The organism is Rhodococcus sp. G-MC3, assembly GCF_030063335.1.
Classification (GTDB): Bacteria; Actinomycetota; Actinomycetes; order Mycobacteriales; family Mycobacteriaceae; genus Rhodococcoides.
Map to the genome: position 1 here is coordinate 41,220 of NZ_JASISW010000010.1, position 22,881 is coordinate 64,100.

Consider the following 22,881-nt stretch of genomic DNA (forward strand, 5'->3'; position numbering starts at 1 on the left):
CGCGAACACCCTGCTGATCTGGGAGACTGCTGATTCATGCGGGGAATCATTTTGGCGGGCGGCACAGGTTCGCGTCTTCATCCGATCACGATGGGCATCAGCAAGCAGCTCGTCCCGGTCTACGACAAACCGATGATTTACTACCCACTCTCGACGCTGATCCTGGCAGGCATCCGCGACATCCTGATCATCACCACACCCCAGGACCGCGACCAGTTCCAGCGCCTCCTCGGCGACGGCTCCCAATTCGGCATCAACCTCACCTACAAGGTCCAACACGAGCCGAACGGTCTCGCCCAGGCCTTCGTCCTCGGCGCCGACCACATCGGCACCGAGGGTGCCGCGTTGGTGCTCGGCGACAACATCTTCTACGGCCCCGGCCTCGGCTCACAGCTCAGCCGGTTCAGCGACATCGACGGCGGCGCCGTATTCGCGTACCAGGTCAAGGACCCCTCCGCGTACGGCGTCATCGAATTCGACGCCGACGGTACAGCGATCTCGCTGGAGGAGAAACCCAAGGTCCCCAAGTCCAACTTCTCCGTCCCCGGCCTGTACTTCTACGACAACGACGTCCTCGCCATCGCCCGCGACCTGCAGCCGTCGGCTCGTGGTGAATACGAGATCACCGACGTCAACCGTCACTACCTCGACGCAGGCAAGCTCACCGTCGAAGTCCTCCCCCGCGGCACTGCCTGGCTCGATACCGGCACTTTCGATTCCCTGCTCGACGCCTCGAACTATGTACGCACCATCGAGCAGCGCCAAGGCATGAAGATCGGCGCCCCGGAAGAGGTGTCGTGGCGCCGCGGGTTCATCACCGACGACGAACTGCGCGAACGCGCGGAGAAGCTGGTCAAATCCGGATACGGGCAGTACCTGCTCGAACTCCTCGACCACGGTAAATGAGAGATCTGTTTCGATGACTTTTCGTGAATTGAACATCAAAGATGCCTACGAGTTCACGCCCCGCCAGTTCGGGGACGATCGAGGTGTGTTCTTCGAATGGTTCAAATCCTCCGCCTTCACCGAAGCCGTGGGACATGAGCTTGAACTGCAGCAGGCGAACTGCTCGGTCTCCGCAGCCGGAGTGCTGCGCGGCATCCACTTCACCGATACCCCGCCCGGGCAGGCGAAGTACGTCACCTGCGTCAAGGGCGCGTTTCTGGATGTGATCGTCGATCTACGCGTCGGGTCTCCGACGTTCGGGCAGTGGGACAGTGTGCTCATCGACGATGTGGACCGCCGCGCGGTCTACCTCTCCGAAGGCTTGGGGCACGCGATCTTGTCGCTCGAGGACGGTTCGACGGTGATGTATCTGTGCTCGATCGAGTACACCCCGACCTTGGATCGGGATGTGAATCCCCTCGATACCGGCCTCGGGATCGACTGGCCCACCCTCGCCCGCGACGGCAGCCCCCTCGAGTACCAACTCTCCGACAAAGACCGCGCTGCGCCGTCACTGGCGCAGGCCATCGAGGCCGGCTACCTCCCTACATTCGACGGCTGATCCGGGGTCGAGTGCTCCCGTGCGCGACGCCGCCGGGATTACCGAATCTTGAAGATCACCACGCGCTGGACGATGAAGTTGATCACCGTCGCGGTCCCCTGAGCCACCACGAACGCAAGGTTCGAGTACCAGAAGCCGTCGGGAAATGCCTGGTAGAGCCACGTGTAGATGCCGACCTGAACGCCGAAGGTCGCGGCATACAACGCGACGACGGCAATGAATCGTGCGCGCGATGGCGCCGCGTTGAACGTCCATCGCCGATTGATCAAGTAGGCCGTTGTGGTGCCGAACACGAAGCCGATCGCCTTGGCCAGCGTCACGCCGACACCGAAAACGAAATGAAGCAGCAGGTTGAGGCCCTGATCGACGATGGCCGACAGCACACCCGTCGCCAAGAAACGGATGACCTGCGTCTTGAGGTCGAGGGCCTCGTCGGCGATATTTTCGGTCAGCGGCAGTTCGACGGGAAGCGGGATGTGATGATGCAACTCGTCGTTCTCGGCTGACCAGTCGTCGGCGGTGGAACCATCGGGGGTGGACACGATCACTGAGAGTAGCCGTCTGAGGAACCGGGAGCGCAGCCTGCGGAGCGACCCAGATGACCGGGTACCCTCTAGACCGATGTCCACGACAGCCGACGACGCACTCTTCCCCCTGGAACCACAGGCCGGGAACACTGCGCCGCTACCCACGCAGACCCGCACGCTCACCGGATGGGGACGTACCGTGCCTTCGACCGGTGAGGTGCTCGCCACCTCCGACCCCGAGCTGATCGCGAACGCGGTCAAGCAGGTCGCCGAGCAGAACGACTCCAAGCCTTCTCACCTCAGGCGCGGCGTCATCGCTCGCGGCCTAGGTCGGTCGTACGGCGACAATGCCCAGAACTCCGGCGGCCTCGTCATCGACATGACGGCACTGAGCGGCATCCACAGCATCGATGCATCGACACGCATCGTCGATGTAGACGGTGGCGTCAACCTCGACCAGCTGATGCGGGCGGCTCTGCCGTTCGGCCTCTGGGTTCCGGTGCTCCCGGGAACCCGCCAGGTCACCATCGGTGGCGCGATCGGTACAGACATCCACGGCAAGAACCATCACAGCGCCGGCAGCTTCGGCAACCACGTGCGCTCGATGGAGTTGCTCACCGCTGACGGCCAGATCAGGCATCTGACTCCGACGGGCAAGACTGCGAAGCTCTTCTGGGCGACGGTCGGCGGCAACGGTCTGACCGGCATCATTCTGCGTGCGACCATCGAGATGACACCGACCGAGACGGCGTACTTCATCGCCGACGGCGACGTCACCCAGAATCTCGACGAGACCATCGCCCTCCACAGCGACGGCAGCGAGAACAACTACGACTACTCGAGTGCGTGGTTCGACGCTGTTGCAGCGCCGCCGAAGCTCGGTCGTGCCGCTGTTTCACGTGGATCATTGGCGAAGCTCGATCAGCTACCGTCGAAGCTGCAGAAGGATCCGCTTCGCTTCAACGCGAAGCCTTTGGTGACGTTCCCCGATGTATTTCCGAACGGATTGGCGAACAAGTACACGTTCTCTGCCGTCGGCGAGGTCTGGTATCGCAAGGCAGGCAACTACCGGAACAAGGTCCAGAGCCTGACTGCTTTCTACCACCCGCTCGACATGTTCGGTGAGTGGAATCGGGCGTACGGGTCCAATGGATTTCTGCAGTACCAGTTCGTGGTCCCACCGGAAGCCGTCGACGAGTTCAAGAAGATCATCGTCGACATCCAGCGATCGGGCCACTACTCGTTCCTCAACGTGTTCAAGCTGTTCGGCCCCGGAAACAAAGCGCCACTGAGCTTTCCGATCCCCGGCTGGAACATTTGCGTCGACTTCCCCATCAAGGCGGGGCTCAACGAGTTCGTTCGCGAGCTCGACAAGCGTGTCCTCGAATTCGGCGGACGCCTCTACACCGCCAAGGACTCACGCACCGACGCCGAGACCTTCCACGCGATGTACCCGAAGATCGACGACTGGATCAAGACTCGCCGATCCGTCGACCCCACAGGCGTTTTCGCCTCCGATATGGCCAGAAGGTTGGAACTGCTGTGACGATAGATGCCGTCGGTAACCCCCAGACGATTCTCGTGTTGGGAGGCACCAGCGAGATCGGTCTCGCCATCACCGAGGAGTACCTGTCGAAGTCGCCTGCCCGCGTGATCCTCGCGGCTCTGCCGAACGACCCTCTCCGTGACGCTTCCGTTGCACAGCTGAAAACCAAGGGCGCCAAGTCCGTCGACGTCATCGATTTCGATGCACTCGACACCGAGGCACATACGAAGGTCATCGACGAGGCCTGGTCGAAGGGTGACGTCGACGTCGCAATCGTCGCGTTCGCGGTGGACTTCGATGCCGAGCAGCTGTGGCAGGACCAGCGCAAAGCAGTGCTGACCGCCAACATCAACTACACGGCATCGGTGTCGGTCGGCGTACTTCTCGGCCAGAAGATGAAGGCGCAGGCCTATGGCCGCATCATCGTCATGTCCTCGGTCGCCGGCGAGCGTGTGCGTCGATCGAACTTCGTCTACGGATCCACCAAAGCCGGTCTCGACGGCTTCTACCTCGGCCTCGGCGAAGCACTGCGCGAATTCGGTCCACGCGTCACCGTCATCCGTCCCGGAATGGTGCGCACCAAGTTCAGCGCTCACGTCAAGGAAGCGCCGCTGACGGTCGACAAGGAAGACATCGCCAAGCTGGCTGTCTCCGCGTCGCAGAAGGGCAAGGACCTGGTCTGGGCACCGGGTCCCTTCCGCTTCGTCATGATCGCGCTGCGGCACGTACCGCGTCCGATCTTCCGCAAGCTCCCCATCTAGATGAAACGAGCGCTCGGGACGGCTGTCGACGGCCTACTGGCCGCTCTCGTCGCCGTAGTAGTTGCGACGGTCGGGTTGTACACATTTTCGTTGGTCGAATGGCCTGCGTTCAACTCGTCCAACGTCACTCGTGCATTGACGACGCTCGGCCAGGTCGTCTGCGCTGTCGCGTTCGCTGCGGCGATCGTGCTGTACCGCCGCGGCACCCGCGAGTGGTTGGCCAAAGTCCTCACGTGGGCCGGCCTGTCGGGCTTCGTCACAGTCACTCTCGGAATGCCGTTGGCCGCAACGAAGCTCTACCTGTTCGGCATCTCTGTCGACCAGGAATTTCGCACCGAATACCTCACGCGGCTCACCGACTCTGCTGCGCTGCGAGACATGACCTACCAGGACATTCCGCCGTTCTACCCCGCCGGATGGTTCTGGATCGGCGGTCGCGTCGCGAACCTGGTCGGCATGGACGGCTGGGAAGTGTTCAAGCCCTTCGCAATCGGATTCCTCGCCGTCACCGCCGTCCTGGCCTTCACACTGTGGAAGCAACTGATCCGAACCGACTTGGCCGTGGCCGTCAGCGCGGTCACCACGGCAATAGTTCTCGCCTACGCTTCCCCGGAGGCCTACAGCGCCGTCATCGCCCTGCTCATCGCTCCGGCCTTTGTGCTGGCTTGGGGTGCGCTGAACCGGCCGGTATCGGCGTTTTCGGCCGCCCGCGCCGGCATGAATGGACCATCGCAACGGCTAGACGGCTCCAATGGTCCATTGATGCCAACCGGGGTGATGCCAACCGGGGTGACGCCAGAGCCGGGCAAGCAAAACTGGGGCTGGGGCGCGGTCATCGGCACCGGCCTGTTCCTCGGACTCGCTGCGACGTTCTACACCCTCTACCTCGGCCTGGCTGCGTTCGCGATCACGCTGATGGCCGTCGTATCGGCGTTCCTCGGCATCAGAGCCGACAAGACCTGGCGAGCAGCCGTTCCAGTCGTGATTCGGCTCGCAGGAATTGCGGTCATCTCCGGACTCGTCGCTCTGACCGTGTGGTTGCCGTATCTGATCGACGCGCTCACCGGCACTCCGTCTACGTCCGGCACCGCGCTGCATTATCTGCCCGAATCGGGCGCGACACTGCCGTTCCCGATGTTCGAATTCTCTCTGCTCGGCGCGCTGTGTATGGCCGGGACACTGTGGATCGCGGTGCGCGCAGCAACGTCGCGGCGGGCACAGGCCCTCGGTGTCGGCGTTCTCGCCATCTACCTGTGGACGCTGCTGTCGATGGCAGCCACCGTCGCCGGCACCACTCTGCTGTCCTTCCGGCTCGAATCTGTGCTGATCGTATTGCTCGGGGCAGCAGGCGTTTTCGGTTTTCTCGAAGGATCCAAAGCGATCTATCAGGCCGTGAACGAGCCACCGAAGTTCAAGATTGCGGCGGTTGTCGTGGCGGCAGTCGGCGCCCTGTCGTTCGCACAGAACATTCCGCAGGTACTGCAGTCCGAGATCACCGTCGCCTACTCCGACACGGACGGTGACGGCATCCGCGCCGACAAGCGACCACCGAGCGCGGTGTCGTACTACGGCGACATTGACCGAGCACTCACCGACCAGCTGGGCAAGCCCAGGGACGAGACCGTGGTGCTCACTGCCGACACATCGTTCCTCAGTTACTACCCGTACTTCGGTTTCCAGGCACTGACGTCGCACTACGCGAACCCGCTCGCACAGTTCGACCGTCGAGCAGCCGCCATCGAGGACTGGTCCACATTGGAGACGCCCGACGAACTCGTCGCCGCACTCGACAGCAGCGAATGGCGAGCACCCGACGCCTTCCTGTTTCGCCGGAGCGCCGACGGTTACACGCTGCGCCTTGCCGAGGACGTGTATCCGAACGATCCGAACGTGCGCCGCTACAGCGTGGAATTCGACGAGACGCTTTTCGAGGATCCGCGATTCCAGGTCACCGATATCGGACCGTTTGCGCTGGTCACCCGCATCTCTTAGGTAAACTCGATAACGTTCACGTAACGTTCACCGCGATGACAAACACCGACCAGACTGTGCTGGAGCAGCCACGGACGGCTCTGTCGTCGAAAATCGAGGCCGCTTCGGCGCGTCTTCACCGCGGCGATGTCGCGGCCGCCGGGGCGTTCACCCTCGTCGCGTTCTTCGTGATGCACCGACAGTGGCGCAACCTCGGCAGCGGCTACCTGTACAACAGCGGCCAAGACCAGGCCATGTGGGAATGGTTCTTCTCCGTTGCCGCTCATTCGGTGGCACATCTCGAGAACCCGATGTCGAGCGATCTGCAGAATTACCCGCTCGGTGTAAACCTGATGGCCAACACTGCGATGTTCGGGCTGTCGATTCCTCTTGCACCCGTCACGTTGCTCTTCGGCCCGACAGTAACCTGGGCGATCACGCTCACCGCAGGCCTCGCCGGCACCGCCTATGCCTGGTACTGGCTGTTCTCGCGGACAGTCGGCGGCTCACGGGCAGCATCTGCGATCGGCGGCGCACTGTGCGGCTTCGCCCCCGGCATGATCAGTCACGCGAACGGGCACCCCAACTTCGTCGTCCTGTTCATGCTCCCCGTCATCGCAGCCCTGGTCGTCCGCATCGCGAAGGGTGACGGCACGAAAAAGACGACCGTCGCGCTCGGTCTGGTCGTCGCACTGCAGATCATGCTCGGTGAGGAACCGTTGCTGATCTTCGCGATCGCTTTCGCACTGTTCGCCCTCGTCTACTACGCCGGTAAGCCCCGCGAGATCTGGCCGGTGATCACCCGCGTCGCAGCGCCGATCCCGCTCGCAGCCGTCATCGCGCTCGCACTCGTCGCATATCCCCTGTACTGGCAGTTCTTCGGGCCTCAGAGCTACTCGTTCCTCGAACACGGCAACATGGGCAACGACGCCAAAGCGCTGTTCCAGTTCCCATCGCAGTCCATCGGCGGGGTCGCGACGCCCGGCCAGAACGTTCGTATCAACGCAACAGAAGAGAACGCCTACTTTGGGTGGCCCGTCCTCGTACTGAGCGGTGTGGCCGCACTGTGGCTGTGGCGCGAGTCCCGGGCCCGCGCAGCGGCGGTAACCGTCGTCGTGATGAGTGTTCTCTCTCTTGGTTCCGAACTGTTCCTCGGCAAGAACGATGCCGAAGTCGAACTGCCATGGCAGTGGCTCGCCGACAAGCCTCTCGTCGAATCCGTTCTTGAAACTCGCTTCGCGCTCGCGGCAATTCCACTCATTGCACTGCTGCTGGTACTTGCCACGGACAAGGCGTTCAGGCGCGGCGTGCGGCCGGTACCGGCACTCTGGTGCGCCGCGTTGGCACTGGCGCTCGTACCGTTGATTCCGACGCCACTCACCGCCGTCTCGAGAACACCCACGCCGTCGTTCTTCGCGAGTGGCGAGTGGAAGAACTATGTCGACGACGGATCGGTCGTCACCGTTCCCCTGCCCCGCCCCGAAGATGCACGGCCTCTCAAATGGCAGATCGATGCGGGCATGAGCTTTCCCCTTGCAGGCGGCTACTTCGTCGGGCCGAGCGATTCCGAGGACAAGAAAGCCAAGTACGGCGCGGTCGACCGCCCGACGGCCCTGCTACTCGGGTCGGTACTGAACTCGGGAACAGTCCCGGAAATCACCGCGGATCAGAGGACCAACGCACGCGAGGACCTGCAGTTCTGGGGCGCCGACGTGGTCGTCCTCCAACCCGGTCGCAACAGCGTTGCCCTACGGGACACAGTCGAAAATCTGCTGGACATCGACGCCGAATATCACGACGGCGTCTGGATCTGGGACGTGCGCGCACTCGTGCGCTGAGCGCTACCGACATTGCCGTGCCCTAGCATCGAGAACCGTGTCCACTGTCGTAACCACCGAACCACGCCCGACGTCCCGCAACTCGTCATCACGCATCTCCGCGGGAATCGTCGCCATCGTTTCCGGTGTAATCGCCGTTCTCGCCGCGATACTGACCCCGCTGTTGCCGGTCACGCAGGATTCGACGTCGATCAATTGGCCGCAGAACGGGACGCTGAATTCGGTGGAAGCGCCGCTGGTGTCGTACGCGCCGCTGTCCTTCGACGCGTCGATAGCGTGCCCGGTGATCGAAACTGCGGCGCCAGAGACACTCCTGCTCTCCACCACCGCACCCGGCGCGCCCGACGCGCAGGGCGTCGGACTCGTCGTCACCCGTACCGATAGTGGCCTGCAAGCGGTTCTGCGCGAGCGTGTGCTTCTGACGCTGACCGACGCCCAGCTTGCAGACTGCTCATCGGTGGACATCAGCTCGACCGCCACCGGATCGACGGCGTCGGCCGTTGGTACCGAGGCGACCGGCGAAATCGGCGGCGACTCGCGCCCACAGACCGTCGGCGTCTTCACCGAACTTCAGGGCGCCGTTCCAGCAGGCCTGAGTGTCGACGTCCAGATCGACTCGCGATTCTCGTCGACCCCGACCGTACTCAAAAAGCTCGCGATGATCGCCGCGGTCATCTTCACGATCATCTCGCTGATCGCCCTGCACCGTCTCGATCTGCGCGACGGCAGGCGCGGACGCCGCTTCTTCCCAACGCACTGGCTACGGGTCACCGTCGTCGACGGGGTGGTTGCCGGAGTTCTGCTGGTGTGGCACTTCATCGGTGCGAACACGTCCGACGACGGTTATCTGCTGACCATGGCTCGGGTATCCGAGCACGCCGGTTACATGGCGAACTACTACCGCTGGTTCGGTGTGCCCGAAGCGCCGTTCGGTATGCCGTATTACGACATGCTCGCGGCCTTCGCGAAGGTGTCAACGGCCAGCCCGTGGATGAGGCTCCCTGCCCTGATCGCGGCGCTGCTGTGTTGGGCCGTGATCAGCCGTGAGGTGATTCCGCGTCTCGGCCGCGCCGTGCGCTCGGACAAAGTCGCGATCTGGACTGCGGGGCTCATGTTCCTTGCATTCTGGCTCCCGTACGACAACGGACTTCGACCCGAACCCATCATCGCGCTCGGCGCGCTGCTGACATGGTGCTCCATCGAGCGCGCAATAGCGACAGGACGATTGCTCCCCGCTGCCATAGCCGTGCTGATCGCTGCGTTCTCGCTCGCCGCCGGACCCACCGGACTGATCTGCGTCGCTGCCCTCCTCGCCGGCGGACGGCCACTCGTTCGCGTCGTCCTCGCGCGGGCGCGCGCCGTGGGTTTCATGGCCGTTCTCGCGCCGATCTTCGCCTCGGGCGTCGTGATTCTCGCCGCTGTGTTCGCCGACCAAACCCTCTCGACGGTCCTCGAGGCAACCCGTGCGCGCGCCGCCGTCGGGCCGAACGTCCCATGGTTCGAAGAACGCACGCGCTGGGACTCGCTCATGGAGATCACTCCCGACGGGTCGCTTGCTCGCCGCTTCGCGGTGTTCGTGATGCTGCTGTGCGTCATCACCACGGTCGTGGTGATGCTGCGTCGTAATGGCCGCATTCCGGGGGTCGCGCTCGGTCCGTCGCGACGCATCGTCGGCATCGTCGTCGGCGCGCTTGCGCTGATGATGTTCACCCCGACCAAATGGACCCACCACTTCGGCGTCTACGCAGGCCTGGCCGCGTCACTTGCCGCCGTCGCCGCAATTGCCGTCGCGTCGGCCACTCGCGACAATCCGCGCAACCGCACCCTGTTCACGGCGGCGGTGTTGTTTCTCACCGCGCTCGCCTTCACTGGATCCAACGGCTGGTGGTACGTCTCCAGCTACGGCATCCCGTGGTTCGACAAGCCGCCGATGATTCTCGGCAAGGGCATCTCGACGGCCTTCCTCGGACTCACCGTGCTCACCCTTCTCTTCGCCGGCTGGCAGCACCTGCGCGCCCCCTACCGGGCATCGAATCGATCGGCGCGCTTCGGCGTATCGGCGCTGACAGTGGTCGCCGCGTTCGTGGTGCTGTTCGAGGTTCTCTCGTTCGCCAAGGGTGCCCTCGCCCAGTACCCCGCATACTCGGTGGCGCGCTCGAATCTCAACGCCTTGGCCGGGAATTCCTGCTCGCTAGCCAATGATGTTCTGGTGGAACAGGATCCCAACGACGCCATGTTGACCCCGATCGACTCGTCGGTCGCGGACTCGCTCGAAGGACCAGGCACCACCGGCTTCACCCCCGACGGCATCCCGGACGATCTGACCGCCGACGCCGAAGACGTGTCGCAGGAGAGCACACGCGGATTCAGCGACGACTCCGACACCGATCAGCAGACGCCGAAATCGGCCGGATCGTCCGGAACCGAAGGCGGCACGACCGCCGGCGCCGGCATCAACGCAAGCTCGGTCGCATTGCCATTCGGCCTCGACCCATCGCGCACCCCCGTCCTCGGCAGCTACGGCGCCGACACGTCGGAGCCCGCGACACTCACCACACAGTGGTTCTCGCTGCCCGCCACTCCTGATGGCGACTTCCTCGCGATCAGCGCGGCCGGGCGCATCCGGTCGGTCGACTCCGACGGCATCGTCGCGTCGGGGCAGCCGCTCGAAGTCGAATATGCCGCGGGGGACCAGGTTCTCGGCCGGGTCACACCGATCGATATCGGTCCGCAACCGTCGTGGCGCAATCTCCGCGTGCCGCTGTCGGACATTCCTACTGGCGTCGACCGCATTCGACTGGTCGCAACGGATTCCGATATCTCGCCCGACCAGTGGCTCGCGGTGACACCGCCCCGCATACCGCGCACTGTTCCACTCGTCGACGTCATCGGTCCCGACGTTCCGGTGATGCTCGACTGGACCGTCGCGCTCGGCTTCCCCTGCCAGCGTCCGTTCAACCACAAGGACGGCGTTGCTGAAGTACCCGAGTACCGGATTCTTCCGGATCGAAGCGGTGCTACAGCTCACAGTCCGGTGATGGATGCGTTCGGCGGCGGTCCCCTCGGCTGGCAGCAGCTCATCCTGTCGGCAGCGGTCATCCCGACCTACCTTCGCGACGACCTCGACCGCGACTGGGGCTCCCTCGAGCGTTTCAGCCCGCTCGACCCATCCGCGACCCCGGCCGATCTGACGGTCGACACCGTCACTCGCAGCGGATGGAAGACGGAGGGTCCGATCCGGGTTGGTTGACGGCAGGCCGGATAAAACCGGCATTTACCCGGTTCTATCACGATGCGAATGCAGAGATTCGGTCACGCTCGCATAACATCGTGAATCGTGCCCGACGCCGTGACAGATACCTCCGCCGTGCCCTCCGCTCCGTTGCCGAAGGGTTCAGCGGTCGATCTGCGCTCCCAGGTGCGTACGACGCGGCTGGTTGCCATCGTCACCGGCCTGCTCGGTGCCATCCTCGCGATCCTGACGCCGTTCCTGCCGGTGGTGCAGACCACCTCGACCATCCAGTGGCCTGACGCGGGGTCCATTGCCGATATAGACGCGCCGCTTGTCTCGCAGGCACCTCTGGACTTCAGCGCAACGGTTCCTTGCTCTGCCGTCGATCGTCTGCCGGCGTCTGGAGGCCTGCTACTAGCGACAGCACCTGCCCAGGGTGAAGGAGCAGCGCTCAACAGCCTGTTCGTGCGGGTGAGCGCAGGATCGGTCGATGTCCTCGACCGCAACGTCGTCGTCGCGACGGCACCGCGTGCGGACGTCCAGAGCGCCCCGTGCGGCTCCATCGAGATCACCTCGAACATCGACGCAACCACCGCCGAATTCACCGGGCTGTTCGACGACGAGGGCAACCCGCGCAGCGGCAGACTCGACGGCGATCTACGTCCCCAGGTCGTCGGACTCTTCACCGACATCGACGGTGCCGCGCCCGCTGGGATGTCCGTCACCATCGACGTCGATTCCCGCTTCTCGTCCAGCCCCACGATCCTCAAGCTGCTCGCGATGATCCTCGCGGCCGTCTGCACCATCATCGCGATGGGCGCGCTCGGGCGGCTCGACGGTATCGATGGCCGCCGCCATCGCCGTTTCTTCCCTTCGCACTGGTGGAAGTTCACCGGCGTCGACGTCACCGTCATCGGCGTCCTCGTCGGCTGGCACTTCGTCGGAGCGAACACCTCCGACGACGGCTATCTGTTGACGATGGCCCGTGCCGCCGAGAAGTCCGGCTACATGGCGAACTACTTCCGCTGGTTCGGGGTACCCGAGGCACCGTTCGGCTGGTACTACGACGTGCTTGCACTGTTTGCCAAGGTCTCGACCGCGAGCCCGTGGATGCGGCTCCCCGCACTGATAGCGGCGGTCCTGTGCTGGATGGTCATCAGCCGCGAGGTCGTCCCCCGCCTCGGGCGCGCTGTCCGAAAGTCGAACGTCGCCCTCTGGACCGGCGGACTGGTGTTCCTCGCCTTCTGGCTCCCGTACAACAACGGTCTTCGCCCGGAGCCCATCGTCGCCGTCGGCGCGCTGCTGACGTGGTGCTCGATCGAGCGCGCCATCGCGACCGGACGACTACTCCCTGCCGCCTCCGCGTTCTTGATCGGAGCATTCACCCTCGCCGCCGCACCGACCGGACTGATGTGTGTGGCTGCTCTCCTCGCAGGTGCCCGGCCGATGGCCCGCATCGTCGTTCGCCGTCACCGGCTCGTCGGGACGCTGCCACTGCTGGCGCCACTGGCAGCGGCAGGCTTCCTCGTTCTCGTGGTGGTCTTCGCAGACCAGACGTTTGCGACGGTCATCGAATCCACTCGCGTGCGTACGGCCATCGGCCCCAGCGAGGCCTGGTACCAAGACTTCCTGCGCTACTACTACCTGTTCGTCCAGACTGTCGACGGCTCCGTCGCGCGCCGCTTTGCATTCTTGGTGATGCTGCTGTGCCTGTTCTCGACGCTCTTCATTCTCCTGCGACGCCGGCGAGTCCCCGGCATCGCGAACGGTCCGGCCTGGCGCCTCATCGGCGTCGTATTCGGCACCGTTTTCTTCATGATGTTCAATCCGACCAAGTGGACTCACCACTTCGGGTCGTATGCGGGTATCGCGGGCAGCCTCGCGGCGTTGACGGCCGTCGCGATCTCGGCGAGTGCCCTTCGCTCGCGCCGGAACCGAACAATATTCCTAGCGGGACTGGCGTTCGTTCTGGCACTGTCGTTCTCGGGGATCAACGGCTACTGGTACGTCTCGAGCTACGGAGTTCCGTGGTTCGACAAGACGGTGTCGCTGAGCGGCCACCAGTCCAACACGGTGTTCCTCATTCTGTTCGCCGCCGCACTCGCGCTCGCCGCCTGGCAGTACCTTCGAGAGGGATACGCACCACCCCAACCACGTGCCGGTACCGAACGCGGCAGGCGCATAAAGAAATTCGCCGCCGCGCCGCTGACCGTCATCGCAGGCTTGATGGTGTTGTTCGAGGTCCTCTCGTTGGTCAAGGGCGCGGTGACTCAGTATCCGGCGTACTCCCTGGCTCGCTCGAACATAGAATCACTGGTCGGCAACACCTGCGGACTCGCCAACGACGTTCTGGTGGAATCGAATCCCAACTCCGGTGTCCTGAACCCGATACCCGCGACGTTCGACCCCGAGACCGGACCACTTGGCGGCGAGAGCCCGTCCAACTTCACCCCCAACGGCATTTCCACAGACCTCAGCGCCGACGCCGTGGAAGTCAAACCAGGACAAGGCAATACCGATCAGCAGAGCGTCGGGCCCGCATTCGAGGAAGGACAGAGTTCGGGTACGGGAGGCGGCATCGGCGATCGCGGAGTCAACGGCTCCACCGCGGCACTTCCCTTCGGACTCGACCCGGCCACCACGCCGGTGCTGGGCTCCTACCAGCCGGGCATCCAGGAACCTGCACAAGCGACATCGAGTTGGTACTCCCTTCCGGAACGCTCGGACAACACGCCGCTCATAGTCGTCTCCGCGGCAGGACGCATTCTGTCGATCGACGACACCGGAGCCACGACGTACGGTCAGTCGCTGCTCGTCGAGTACGGCACCCGGCAGCCCAACGGAGCCGTCGACGTCAAGGGGACCTACCTCCCCCGAGATATCGGCCCCGCACCGTCGTGGCGCAACCTCCGCATTCCGATCGCGGATCTACCCGAGGACGCAGACGCGGTCCGTCTCGTCGCAAACGATCCGAACCTCACCGGCGACCAGTGGTTCGCGTTCACACCGCCGCGCGTTCCGCAGCTCGAGAATTTGAACTCTCTCATCGGCAGCGAGCAGCCTGTTCTGCTGGACTGGGCTGTCGGACTTCAGTTCCCGTGCCAAAGGCCGTTCGACCACCAGTACGGCGTCGCCGAGGTACCGGGATACCGCATCCTTCCCGACCGTCCGTTGGCCGTCAGCTCCACCGACACCTGGCAGTCCGGTGACAACGGCGGCCCGCTCGGATGGGCCGAACTCCTCGCCAAACCCATGACGGTTCCGACGTACCTGAACCGCGACTGGGCGCGAGACTGGGGCTCCCTCGAACGGTACGAGCAGTACTACCCCGACGCTGTGCCTGCCACCATCGAGACCGGCGAAGCCACCAGGTCGGGCTTCTGGACGCCCGGAAACTTGAGGGTGTTCGACAAGTAGGTTTTTGCTCCCGGGCCCTTTTCGGCATGAATGGACCATCGCAACGGTTAGACGGTTGTGGTGGTCCATTCATGTTGGTGGACTTGCGTATTCGGTCGGCATGAATGGGCCCTTGTAGCCGTCTAGCCGTTGCGATGGCCCATTGATGCCAAAGCAGTAGGGACCGGACCAGCCTCTAGCATCCGAATCCGACACATTCGGCGGATCGATCGCCCATCCGAACGAGTTGTACACAGCCGGAACACCTATCAACAGGTGAGCTTGCGATCCCCGAAAACGAGACTTTCGTGTCGGTACAAGTTCGGACAGTGCGCTCATGAAGAAACCGACATGGGCTCGCTCGCCCCAACAGCTACAGGATCTCAGCACGCACGGCGTGGCCACTCGCGCCCAGCTTCGCGAAGCAAAGGTCTCCGATAGTTCGCTCACCGCACGCACTGCGCCGGGCGGACCGTGGCAACGACTGCTTCCCGGTGTGTACCTGTTGCACAATGGATATCCGTCGCCCCTGCAACGATCGATTGCTGCGCTCGCCTACGGCGGCCCCAAGTCCAGCATCACCGGACAGGTAGGACTGGGAGCGCACGGATACGGCACCGACGGGACTTCCAACGAGGTGCATGTCCTGATCCCGGCAGGTATTCGTCGGGCATCGAAGTCGTTCGTTCGAGTCGAACGGACATGGCGTATGCCCGACGCTATCGAGAAGGGCAGCCTCCGCGTCGCGCCGCTCGTCCGGAGCCTTGCGGACACCACACGAGCGGTCAAAACCGACGAGCATTGCGTACGGCTGATCGCTGAAGTGGTCCAGCGAGGTGGCGCAACGCTCGATGACATTGCGCTCGAACTCGCCGAGGGTCCGCGCAGACACGGCGCAATCAGCAAAAGGGTTGTCGGAGAACTCCGCGACGATGCCCATTCGGTGGCCGAGCTGCAAGCACAGAAACTGTACGCCGACAGCGGTCTTCCGCCGATGATGCACAATTGTGCGATCTATACAGCGTCGGGCAAGCTGCTGTGCATCACCGACAATCTGCTCGACGAAGTCGGATTCTGCTGGGAGATCGACTCATTGGCGTATCACTTGACGCCTGCCGATCACGCCAAAACCATCGCGCGACGGACTGAAATGCAGGGAAACGGCCTGATCGTCCTGTCTCACCTACCCCGGGACATCCGGGACAATCCCGCCAAGGTGTTGGCAGATCTGAGGTCTCACTACCAACTTGCACTGAACCGGCCGCGGCCATCTCTCACCGTTCGCCCGTGGAAAGATCTCTGAGCGATTTTCGTGACCGGCCGCCCTCGCATGAATGGACCATGGCAACCGTCTAACCTTTGCAATGGTCCATTCATGCCGGCCGAGTACCGAAGGCCGCCAACATGAATGGACCATTACAACCGGCTAACCGTTGCGGTGGTCCATTCATGCGGAAAGGAGGGGACAAAGCAACCGTCTAAATCGGAAGAAGGTGATGCTTCCGCGGATTCTTGAAAACCTCTTTGTCCTCGAGCAACTTCAGCGCCTTGCGGAGCTCGAGTCGGGTGCTCGACGGCTCGATGACGGCGTCGATGTAACCACGCTCGGCAGCTACCCACGGAGTCGCCACGTGTTCGTTGTAGAAGTTGATCAGCTGCTGGCGCACTGCAGGCGCATTGTCACCGGCGGCAGCCATCTGCTTCCGCCCGATGATGTTGACGGCACCCTCCGCACCCATGACGGCGATTCGAGCGGTCGGCCAGGCGAAGTTGATGTCGGCGCCGAGTTGCTTGCAGCCCATCACCGCGTAGCCACCGCCGTAAGCCTTGCGGACGACGACGGTGATCTTGGGGACCGAAGCCTCGATGTACGAGAACAAGAATCGCCCGCCGCGCTTGATGACTCCGACCTTCTCCTGATCGACACCGGGTAGGAATCCGGGTGTGTCGACGAGGAAGATCAGCGGGATGTTGTAGGCGTCGCAGATCCGGATGAAGCGGGCGGCCTTGTCCGAGCCGTCGGCGTCGAGCGCGCCCGAGAGGTACATCGGCTGATTGGCGACAATTCCGACCGACTTGCCGTCGACCCGGCTCAGTCCGGTGATGACGTTGTGCGCGATTCCCGACGACATCTCGTGGAACTCACCGTCGTCGAACAACCTGAGGATGATGTCGTGCATGTCGTAACCGGCGTTGTCGGCGTCGGGCATGATCTTGTCCAGCAGAAGATCGGACTCGGTCACCTCGGGCTCGAGACCTGGATTCACGACGGGCGGATTTTCCTGGCAACTCGACGGCATGTAGCTGAGGTAGTTGCGCACCCAATCGAAAGCGGCCTTATCGTCGGCAGCGACGTGGTGCACGTTGCCGTACTCGGCCTGCTTGCGTGCGCTACCGAGGTCGTCGAGGCTGACCTCTTCACCGGTGACGGACTTGATGATGTCCGGACCGGTGACGAACATGTACGCCTCTTCGGTAGCGACCACGACGTCGGTGTTGATCGGGGCGTAGACAGCACCGCCCGCGCACTTACCCAGGATCACCGAGATCTGAGGACACATACCCGACAGCGGCTCGTGCCGACGCCCGAGCTCGGCGTACCAGGCGAGCGAGGTCACAGCATCCTGCACGCGCGCACCACCGGAATCGTTGATGCCGATCACCGGGCAGCCGACCTTGATGGCGAAGTCCATGATGCCGGCGACCTTGCGGCCGAACATCTCGCCGACAGTTCCGCCGAAGACGGTTTGGTCGTGCGAGAAGACGGCAACGGGGCGACCGTCGACGGTTCCGTGTCCAGTGACGACGCCGTCACTGTAGAGCGCAGTCGGATCGTTCGGAGCCTTCACCAAGGCACCGATCTCGACGAAGCTACCCGGGTCGAGCAGCATGTCGATGCGTTGCCGCGCACTGGCAATGCCCTTCTTGGCGCGCTTGGCGACGCCGACCTCACCTGCCGGTTCCTTGGCGAGTTCGAGATTGGCCCGAAGTTCGGCCAACTTTTCGGCGGTGGTACCAGTCAAAATTCAGGCTCCGGTTCTAGCAGACTCGATCTCGTCGAGCTTCTTCGTCATGTGTGCCGCGATCCGTCCAATATAGGGCTCGTCCACGACGGCGAGGTGGTCGCCTCCAATTTTGACAATCTCGAGATTTTTTACAACGGGCGCCCAGCCGCCATGCTCTGTGCGAGTGGAATACGCAGGCTCGAGCGCAATAGCGTCGTCGTGATACTTGTCGGCGAGATACAACGTGACCGCTCCGCCGTACGGCTTCAGCTCCGCGGTCTGGATGGCCCTGTTGTCGAGCCATGACGTCCGCTGATGCTCGATGATCCCGCCAGGAATCTTCGCGCCACTGAGCTTGACCAGTTCGGTGATGATGCGAATCTGTCCTTCGTCGTCTGCATCCACGAGCTTGTCGTACGGAATCGGGTAATCGACGTCGTATGTCTTTTTCGCGAACGCCGCATACCGCTCCCAGCGCTTGCGCACCTCTTCCTTGGTGTCCGGAATCTCGCGGCCGGGCATCACGGTGTCCAACAGGCCGACGTACGCGACCTCGATGCCCATTTCTTCCATCTGGCGCGCAACCTCGTAGGCGAGGATCCCCCCAAGCGACCAACCGACGAACACGTACGGTCCTTCCGGCTGGATCCCCCGGATCAGCGGAACGTATTCGGCCGCACGGACAGAGATGGGACCCTCGACTCGTTCGAGCCCGTACATCGGCGTGCCCGCAGGCAACTTCCTCAGCAACGGCTCGTAGGCAACAGTCGAGCTACCCGCCGAGTGAAATGCGAAGACCGGCGTCGCTGTCGATCCGGCGGGACGCGCGCGAAGATTGCGGACCAGTCCGTCGATTTCACCGCCTTCGAGGTGCGGGCGCACCTTCTCGGCCAGCTGTTCGATGGTCTCCGAGTCGAGGACGTCGTCGAACGACACTTCCCCGCCGGCGCGCTCGGTCAAACGGGCAGCAAGCTTCTCGGCGGTCTCGTCGTCGAGAATCGGGAGCGTGTTGAAGATGCCCTTCGCGGACTCCCTGGTCACGACAGCCCACGTCGCGAACGTCATCCGCTCGGCGTTGTCACGAGGAGGAACGTCCGAGCCTGCGGCCTCGGCGAACCCTTCCTTGCCACCCAGATCCGACATCGAATCCGACAGTGCAACGGCAGGTGCCGCTTCAGTGGGAGCAACTTCGGTGGGAGCAACTTCGGTGGGAGCAACTTCGGTGGGAGCAACTTCGACCGGAGCAACCTCCGATGTAGCGACCTCGGCCTGCTCCGCTGCCTTCTCCACCGCCTGCTGGTCTGCCATCGCCTGAACCTCTTCGCGGTTCTCGAGGGCATAGCGCAGGTACTTCTCGACTTCGAGGAGGTTGGCATCGCGCACGGCCTGCAGCTGCACGGTGGGGATGTCGAACTCGTACTCGACGCGGTTCTTGATGCGCACAGCGCTCAACGAGTCGAGTCCCAGTTCGATCAACGGAACCTCGGGCGGCAGATCCTCGGGTGCGTAACCCATCGACTCGGCGACGATGATTGCGAGGCGATCTTCGAGCTTCTGGTTACCGTTGGGATCCCAGCGATCGCCGAAGGTCTCGACGACCTCGGGCAGCTCTTCCATCGGAGAGCTCGACGGCTCCACAACTGCCACAACAGCTTCCGGCACAGCCTCCCCGGAGGTCACGACAGCTTCGTGCAGCAGCGCGAAAGACGAGCCCTGGCGCGAGTGAACCTGAACCGAAGCTCCACCGAGATGCGAGGAAAGCGTGGTGACCACCGTTCCCGTGGCGGGGACAGCGGCATGCGTGCGAGAGACCCCGAGTCCGACTCCCGAGAACACCTGCTGTGCAGCTGCGGCGACCAGTGCATCGAGAGTGTCGACTGCGGATGCCTGAACCTCCCACACGTGACGCCCGTCCGGCAACGCCACCCTGGCGCCGGGAACGCGGGTGTTTCCGGAGGAGCTGACGCGAGATTCGAGCCAGAACTTCTTGCGCAAGTAAGCGGTACGCGGTATCGGAGCGTAATCACCATCGTCGAACAGTGTGCTCAGATCCAGGGCGTGACCGTGCACGTACAGCTGCGCGAGAGCAGCCAGGAGCGTCTCGGTCTCGTCTTCCTTGCGCGTGAGCGTCGGAATCAGAGTGGAATTGGCAACGCCGGCGGCCCAGGCGGTCGACGCAATGGACATGAGAGCAACCGGGTTCGGCGCAAGCTCGATGAAGGTCGTATGACCGTCGCCCACAGCAACATTGACGGCCTGGGTGAAGTTGACCGGGCGGCGCATGCCCTTGGTCCAGTATTCGACACCATGGATCGGGTCGTGTCCGGTGCGGTAGTGCGCTTCCAGATCGACCGAAGAGTAGACATCGGCGGTGAGCTTGCCCGGCTCGATCCCCGCGAGTTCGGCTGCGAGCTCACCGAGCAGCGGATCGACCGCGGCCGTATGCCCGGCACCCTTGACGTCGAGGAGGCGAGCCATCTTTCCTGCCGCCTCGGCAACCGCGATGAGTTCTTCGACCTGAGCACGTGGACCGCCGACAGTGGTGTGCGTCGGTGCTGCATATACGCACGGCTCGACGTCCGGGAACTGATCGGTGAGGGCAATGACCTCGTCGGCGGTGTATTCGACGAGCGCCATGGCGCCCTGCGAGGCTGCGCCGAGGCCGTCCTGGCCCTCGGCGAGCAGCCGAGAGCGGGCATAGATGATCCGTACTGCATCTTCGAGGTTGAGCCCACCGGCGACATACGCCGCAGCAACTTCACCCATCGAGTGACCGATCACCGCCGAAGTGTCGGCGCCGTGCGCGCGAAGCGTTGCCGCCAAAGCAATCTGGATGACGAAGATGCCGACCTGGGAGTTTTCGAACTCGTAGGTCTGTGAGTCGTCGAGGATGATCTCCTTGATCGAGTAGCCGGCCTCGTCGATCAGCAGTTCGTCGACCTCGTCGAGCGCAGCGGCGAAGTTCTTGTTGTTGCGGTAGAGCGTCGACGCCATCTTGCGATGCTGCGATCCGAACCCGGAGAACACCCAGACTGCACCGTTGGATGCAGGCGAATCGGCCGAGAACACGCCCTGGCCGGGCTTACCGGCAGCGATTGCGCGCAGACCGGTGATCGCCTCGGCGCGCGTGGACGCGAGAACCACCGCACGCGAACGACCGTGGTTTCGCTTGGCGAGCGCGCGGCCCACGTCGGCGAGCGGCGTCGTGCTGCCTGCTTCGCTTTCCAGCCAGTCGGCCAGATCCGACGCAGCCCGCTTGCGACGCGAGGGCAGGGCAGCAGAGACAGCAAGCACAACCGTTTCGGACTCAGCTCCTGCCAGAATTTTTTCGGCCTCGGCAACCGGGTCGGTGGTCTCGATCTCCGACACGACCGGCTCCGAAACACGCTCTTCCAGAACGAGTTCCGATTCAACCGGCTCATCGGCTACGTACTCACGCACAACCACGTGCGCATTGGTACCGCCGAAGCCGAAGCCCGAAATACCCGCGACGGCCTTGCCGGTGTAGCGAGGCCACTCGGCGCCGTCGGGGATGACCTGGAGGTGAGCCTTCTCGAAATCGATGTATGGGTTGGGGCCGACGTAGTTCAGCGACGCAGGCAGACGGTTCTGCTGCATAGCGAGCACGACCTTGATCAAACCTGCTGCGCCAGCGGCAGATTCGAGGTGACCGAAGTTTGTCTTCGCCGAGCCGAGCAGCGCAGGCTTGTCGGCGTCGCGGCCACGTCCGACGACGCGACCGAGAGCATCCGCCTCGATCGGGTCACCGAGAATGGTTCCGGTCCCGTGTGCCTCGATGTAGTCGACGCCCGAGGGTGCGATGCCGGCGTCGCGGTACGCGAAGCGCAGGGCCTCCGCCTGGGCGTCGGGGCTTGGAGCGAGCAGTCCGTTGGAACGCCCGTCCTGGTTGACGGCCGATCCGGCGACCACGGCAAGGATGTTGTCACCGTCGCGCTCGGCGTCTTCGAGCCGCTTGAGCACCACGAGGCCGCCGCCTTCGGCGCGGATCATGCCGTTGGCGTCGGACGAGAACGCCTTGATCTTGCCGTCGGGGGCGAGCACACCGGTCTGACCGAAGCCGACGGTGATGGGCGGCGCGAGCAGCATGTTGACGCCGCCTGCCACGGCGAGGTCGGACTCGCCGGTGCGGAGACTTCGTACTGCCTGGTGCACCGCGACGAGCGAACTCGAGCATGCGGTGTCCACAGCGATCGACGGGCCGCGGAAGTCGTAGAAGTACGACACACGGTTCGCCACGATTGCCGTCGACGTTCCGGTGAGTGCGTACGGATGCGCGTTGATGTCGCTGACCGCGAGGAGTTGATAGTCGTTGGACGAGCTACCGATGAACACACCGACCTGCGAACCTTTGATCGAGCTCGCCGGGATGCGTGCGTGCTCGAGTGCTTCCCAGGTGAGCTCGAGTGCCAACCGTTGCTGCGGATCGACGTTGACGACCTCATTGGGCGACATTGCGAAGAACTCGGCGTCGAATGTCTTGACGTCGTCGAGGTACCCACCCTTGGTGACAGTGGCGTCGACAGCGGCCTTGATGGCCGGGTCGGAGGTGAATTCTTCCCAGCGGCCCTCGGGGAGGTCGCGGATGCCATCGCGCCCCTCGCTGAGCAGTGCCCACATTTCTTCCGGCGTCGTGCCGGCGCCGGGGAAACGCGTGGAGACGCCGACGATGGCGATGTCGTGGGACTCGCCGGACTGAAAACCACGCGTGTAGAACGAGTCGTCGACGGTGCCTTCGGGCTCCTCGGGCTCACCCTCGATGATGATCTTTGCCAGCGACGCGATCGTCGGATGCTGATAGACGACCGTCGCTGTCAGCGTGACGCCGACCAGCTCTTCGATCTCGCCCGACAGTGCGACCGCGTCTCGCGAGGACAGCCCGAACTCTTCCATCGGACGATCGTCGGAGATCAGGTCGACCGACTGCCCGGTGGCGTCGGCCACCCAGTTTCGCAGCCACTCGCGAAGCTGAGCGACCGTCAGGTCCCCGCCGTCGGCACGTTGGATCTTGTCAGTTTCTTGTTCGGACATCACTCACCAAGTTACGTGTCGAAGGAACATCGAACGCCCTGCACATCAG

Annotated in this window: 12 protein-coding genes; 9 read left to right on the forward strand and 3 right to left on the reverse strand. The window is 63.5% G+C overall.

Features of this window, described 5'->3' with window-relative positions:
• Positions 1–36 precede the first annotated feature (36 nt).
• Both rfbA and QMK17_RS13165 read left to right on the forward strand, forming a co-directional pair.
• Complete coding sequence (rfbA, locus tag QMK17_RS13160) at positions 37–906, forward strand: glucose-1-phosphate thymidylyltransferase RfbA (protein WP_283509712.1); 870 nt, start codon at positions 37–39, stop codon at positions 904–906.
• A 13-nt stretch (positions 907–919) separates the two neighbouring features.
• Positions 920–1,507, forward strand: a complete 588-nt coding sequence (locus QMK17_RS13165) for a dTDP-4-dehydrorhamnose 3,5-epimerase family protein (protein ID WP_283509713.1) — start codon at positions 920–922, stop codon at positions 1,505–1,507.
• A gap of 38 nt (positions 1,508–1,545) precedes the next feature.
• Here the strand turns inward: QMK17_RS13165 and QMK17_RS13170 are convergent, their stop codons facing one another.
• The gene (locus tag QMK17_RS13170) at positions 1,546–2,055 is read right to left on the reverse strand and encodes a GtrA family protein (RefSeq protein ID WP_442972756.1); all 510 of its coding nucleotides are present in this window, start codon (positions 2,053–2,055) and stop codon (positions 1,546–1,548) included.
• A gap of 73 nt (positions 2,056–2,128) precedes the next feature.
• On the opposite strand from QMK17_RS13170, the gene QMK17_RS13175 reads away from it, so the two are divergent.
• The 7 genes from QMK17_RS13175 to QMK17_RS13205 all read left to right on the forward strand — a co-directional run bounded on the left by QMK17_RS13175 (position 2,129) and on the right by QMK17_RS13205 (position 16,081).
• The gene (locus QMK17_RS13175) at positions 2,129–3,580 is read left to right on the forward strand and encodes an FAD-binding oxidoreductase (protein ID WP_283509714.1); all 1,452 of its coding nucleotides are present in this window, start codon (positions 2,129–2,131) and stop codon (positions 3,578–3,580) included.
• Positions 3,577–4,341, forward strand: a complete 765-nt coding sequence (locus QMK17_RS13180; RefSeq protein ID WP_283509715.1) for a decaprenylphospho-beta-D-erythro-pentofuranosid-2-ulose 2-reductase — start codon at positions 3,577–3,579, stop codon at positions 4,339–4,341. The genes QMK17_RS13175 and QMK17_RS13180 overlap by 4 nt, the downstream gene beginning before the upstream one ends.
• Positions 4,342–6,333, forward strand: coding sequence for a galactan 5-O-arabinofuranosyltransferase (locus QMK17_RS13185; RefSeq protein WP_283509716.1), 1,992 nt, complete (start codon positions 4,342–4,344; stop codon positions 6,331–6,333).
• Positions 6,334–6,368: 35 nt separating this feature from the next.
• Positions 6,369–8,150 (forward strand): glycosyl transferase, encoded by a 1,782-nt coding sequence (locus tag QMK17_RS13190; RefSeq protein WP_283509717.1) that lies wholly within the window; start codon positions 6,369–6,371, stop codon positions 8,148–8,150.
• 37 nt (positions 8,151–8,187) lie between these two features.
• The gene (locus QMK17_RS13195) at positions 8,188–11,400 is read left to right on the forward strand and encodes an arabinosyltransferase domain-containing protein (RefSeq protein ID WP_283509718.1); all 3,213 of its coding nucleotides are present in this window, start codon (positions 8,188–8,190) and stop codon (positions 11,398–11,400) included.
• 87 nt (positions 11,401–11,487) lie between these two features.
• A complete protein-coding gene (locus QMK17_RS13200) occupies positions 11,488–14,799 on the forward strand; it encodes an arabinosyltransferase domain-containing protein (RefSeq protein ID WP_283509719.1) in 3,312 nt (1,103 codons plus the stop codon).
• Positions 14,800–15,115: 316 nt separating this feature from the next.
• The gene (locus tag QMK17_RS13205; protein WP_283509720.1) at positions 15,116–16,081 is read left to right on the forward strand and encodes a hypothetical protein; all 966 of its coding nucleotides are present in this window, start codon (positions 15,116–15,118) and stop codon (positions 16,079–16,081) included.
• Between the two features lie 175 nt (positions 16,082–16,256).
• On the opposite strand, the gene QMK17_RS13210 is transcribed toward QMK17_RS13205, so the two are convergent.
• Complete coding sequence (locus QMK17_RS13210; RefSeq protein ID WP_283509721.1) at positions 16,257–17,801, reverse strand: acyl-CoA carboxylase subunit beta; 1,545 nt, start codon at positions 17,799–17,801, stop codon at positions 16,257–16,259.
• Positions 17,802–17,804: 3 nt separating this feature from the next.
• Positions 17,805–22,832 carry a polyketide synthase Pks13 gene (gene pks13 / locus QMK17_RS13215; protein WP_283509722.1) on the reverse strand — a complete coding sequence of 1,676 codons (5,028 nt, stop codon included), beginning with the start codon at positions 22,830–22,832 and terminating at the stop codon, positions 17,805–17,807.
• Between the last annotated feature and the right edge of the window lie 49 nt (positions 22,833–22,881).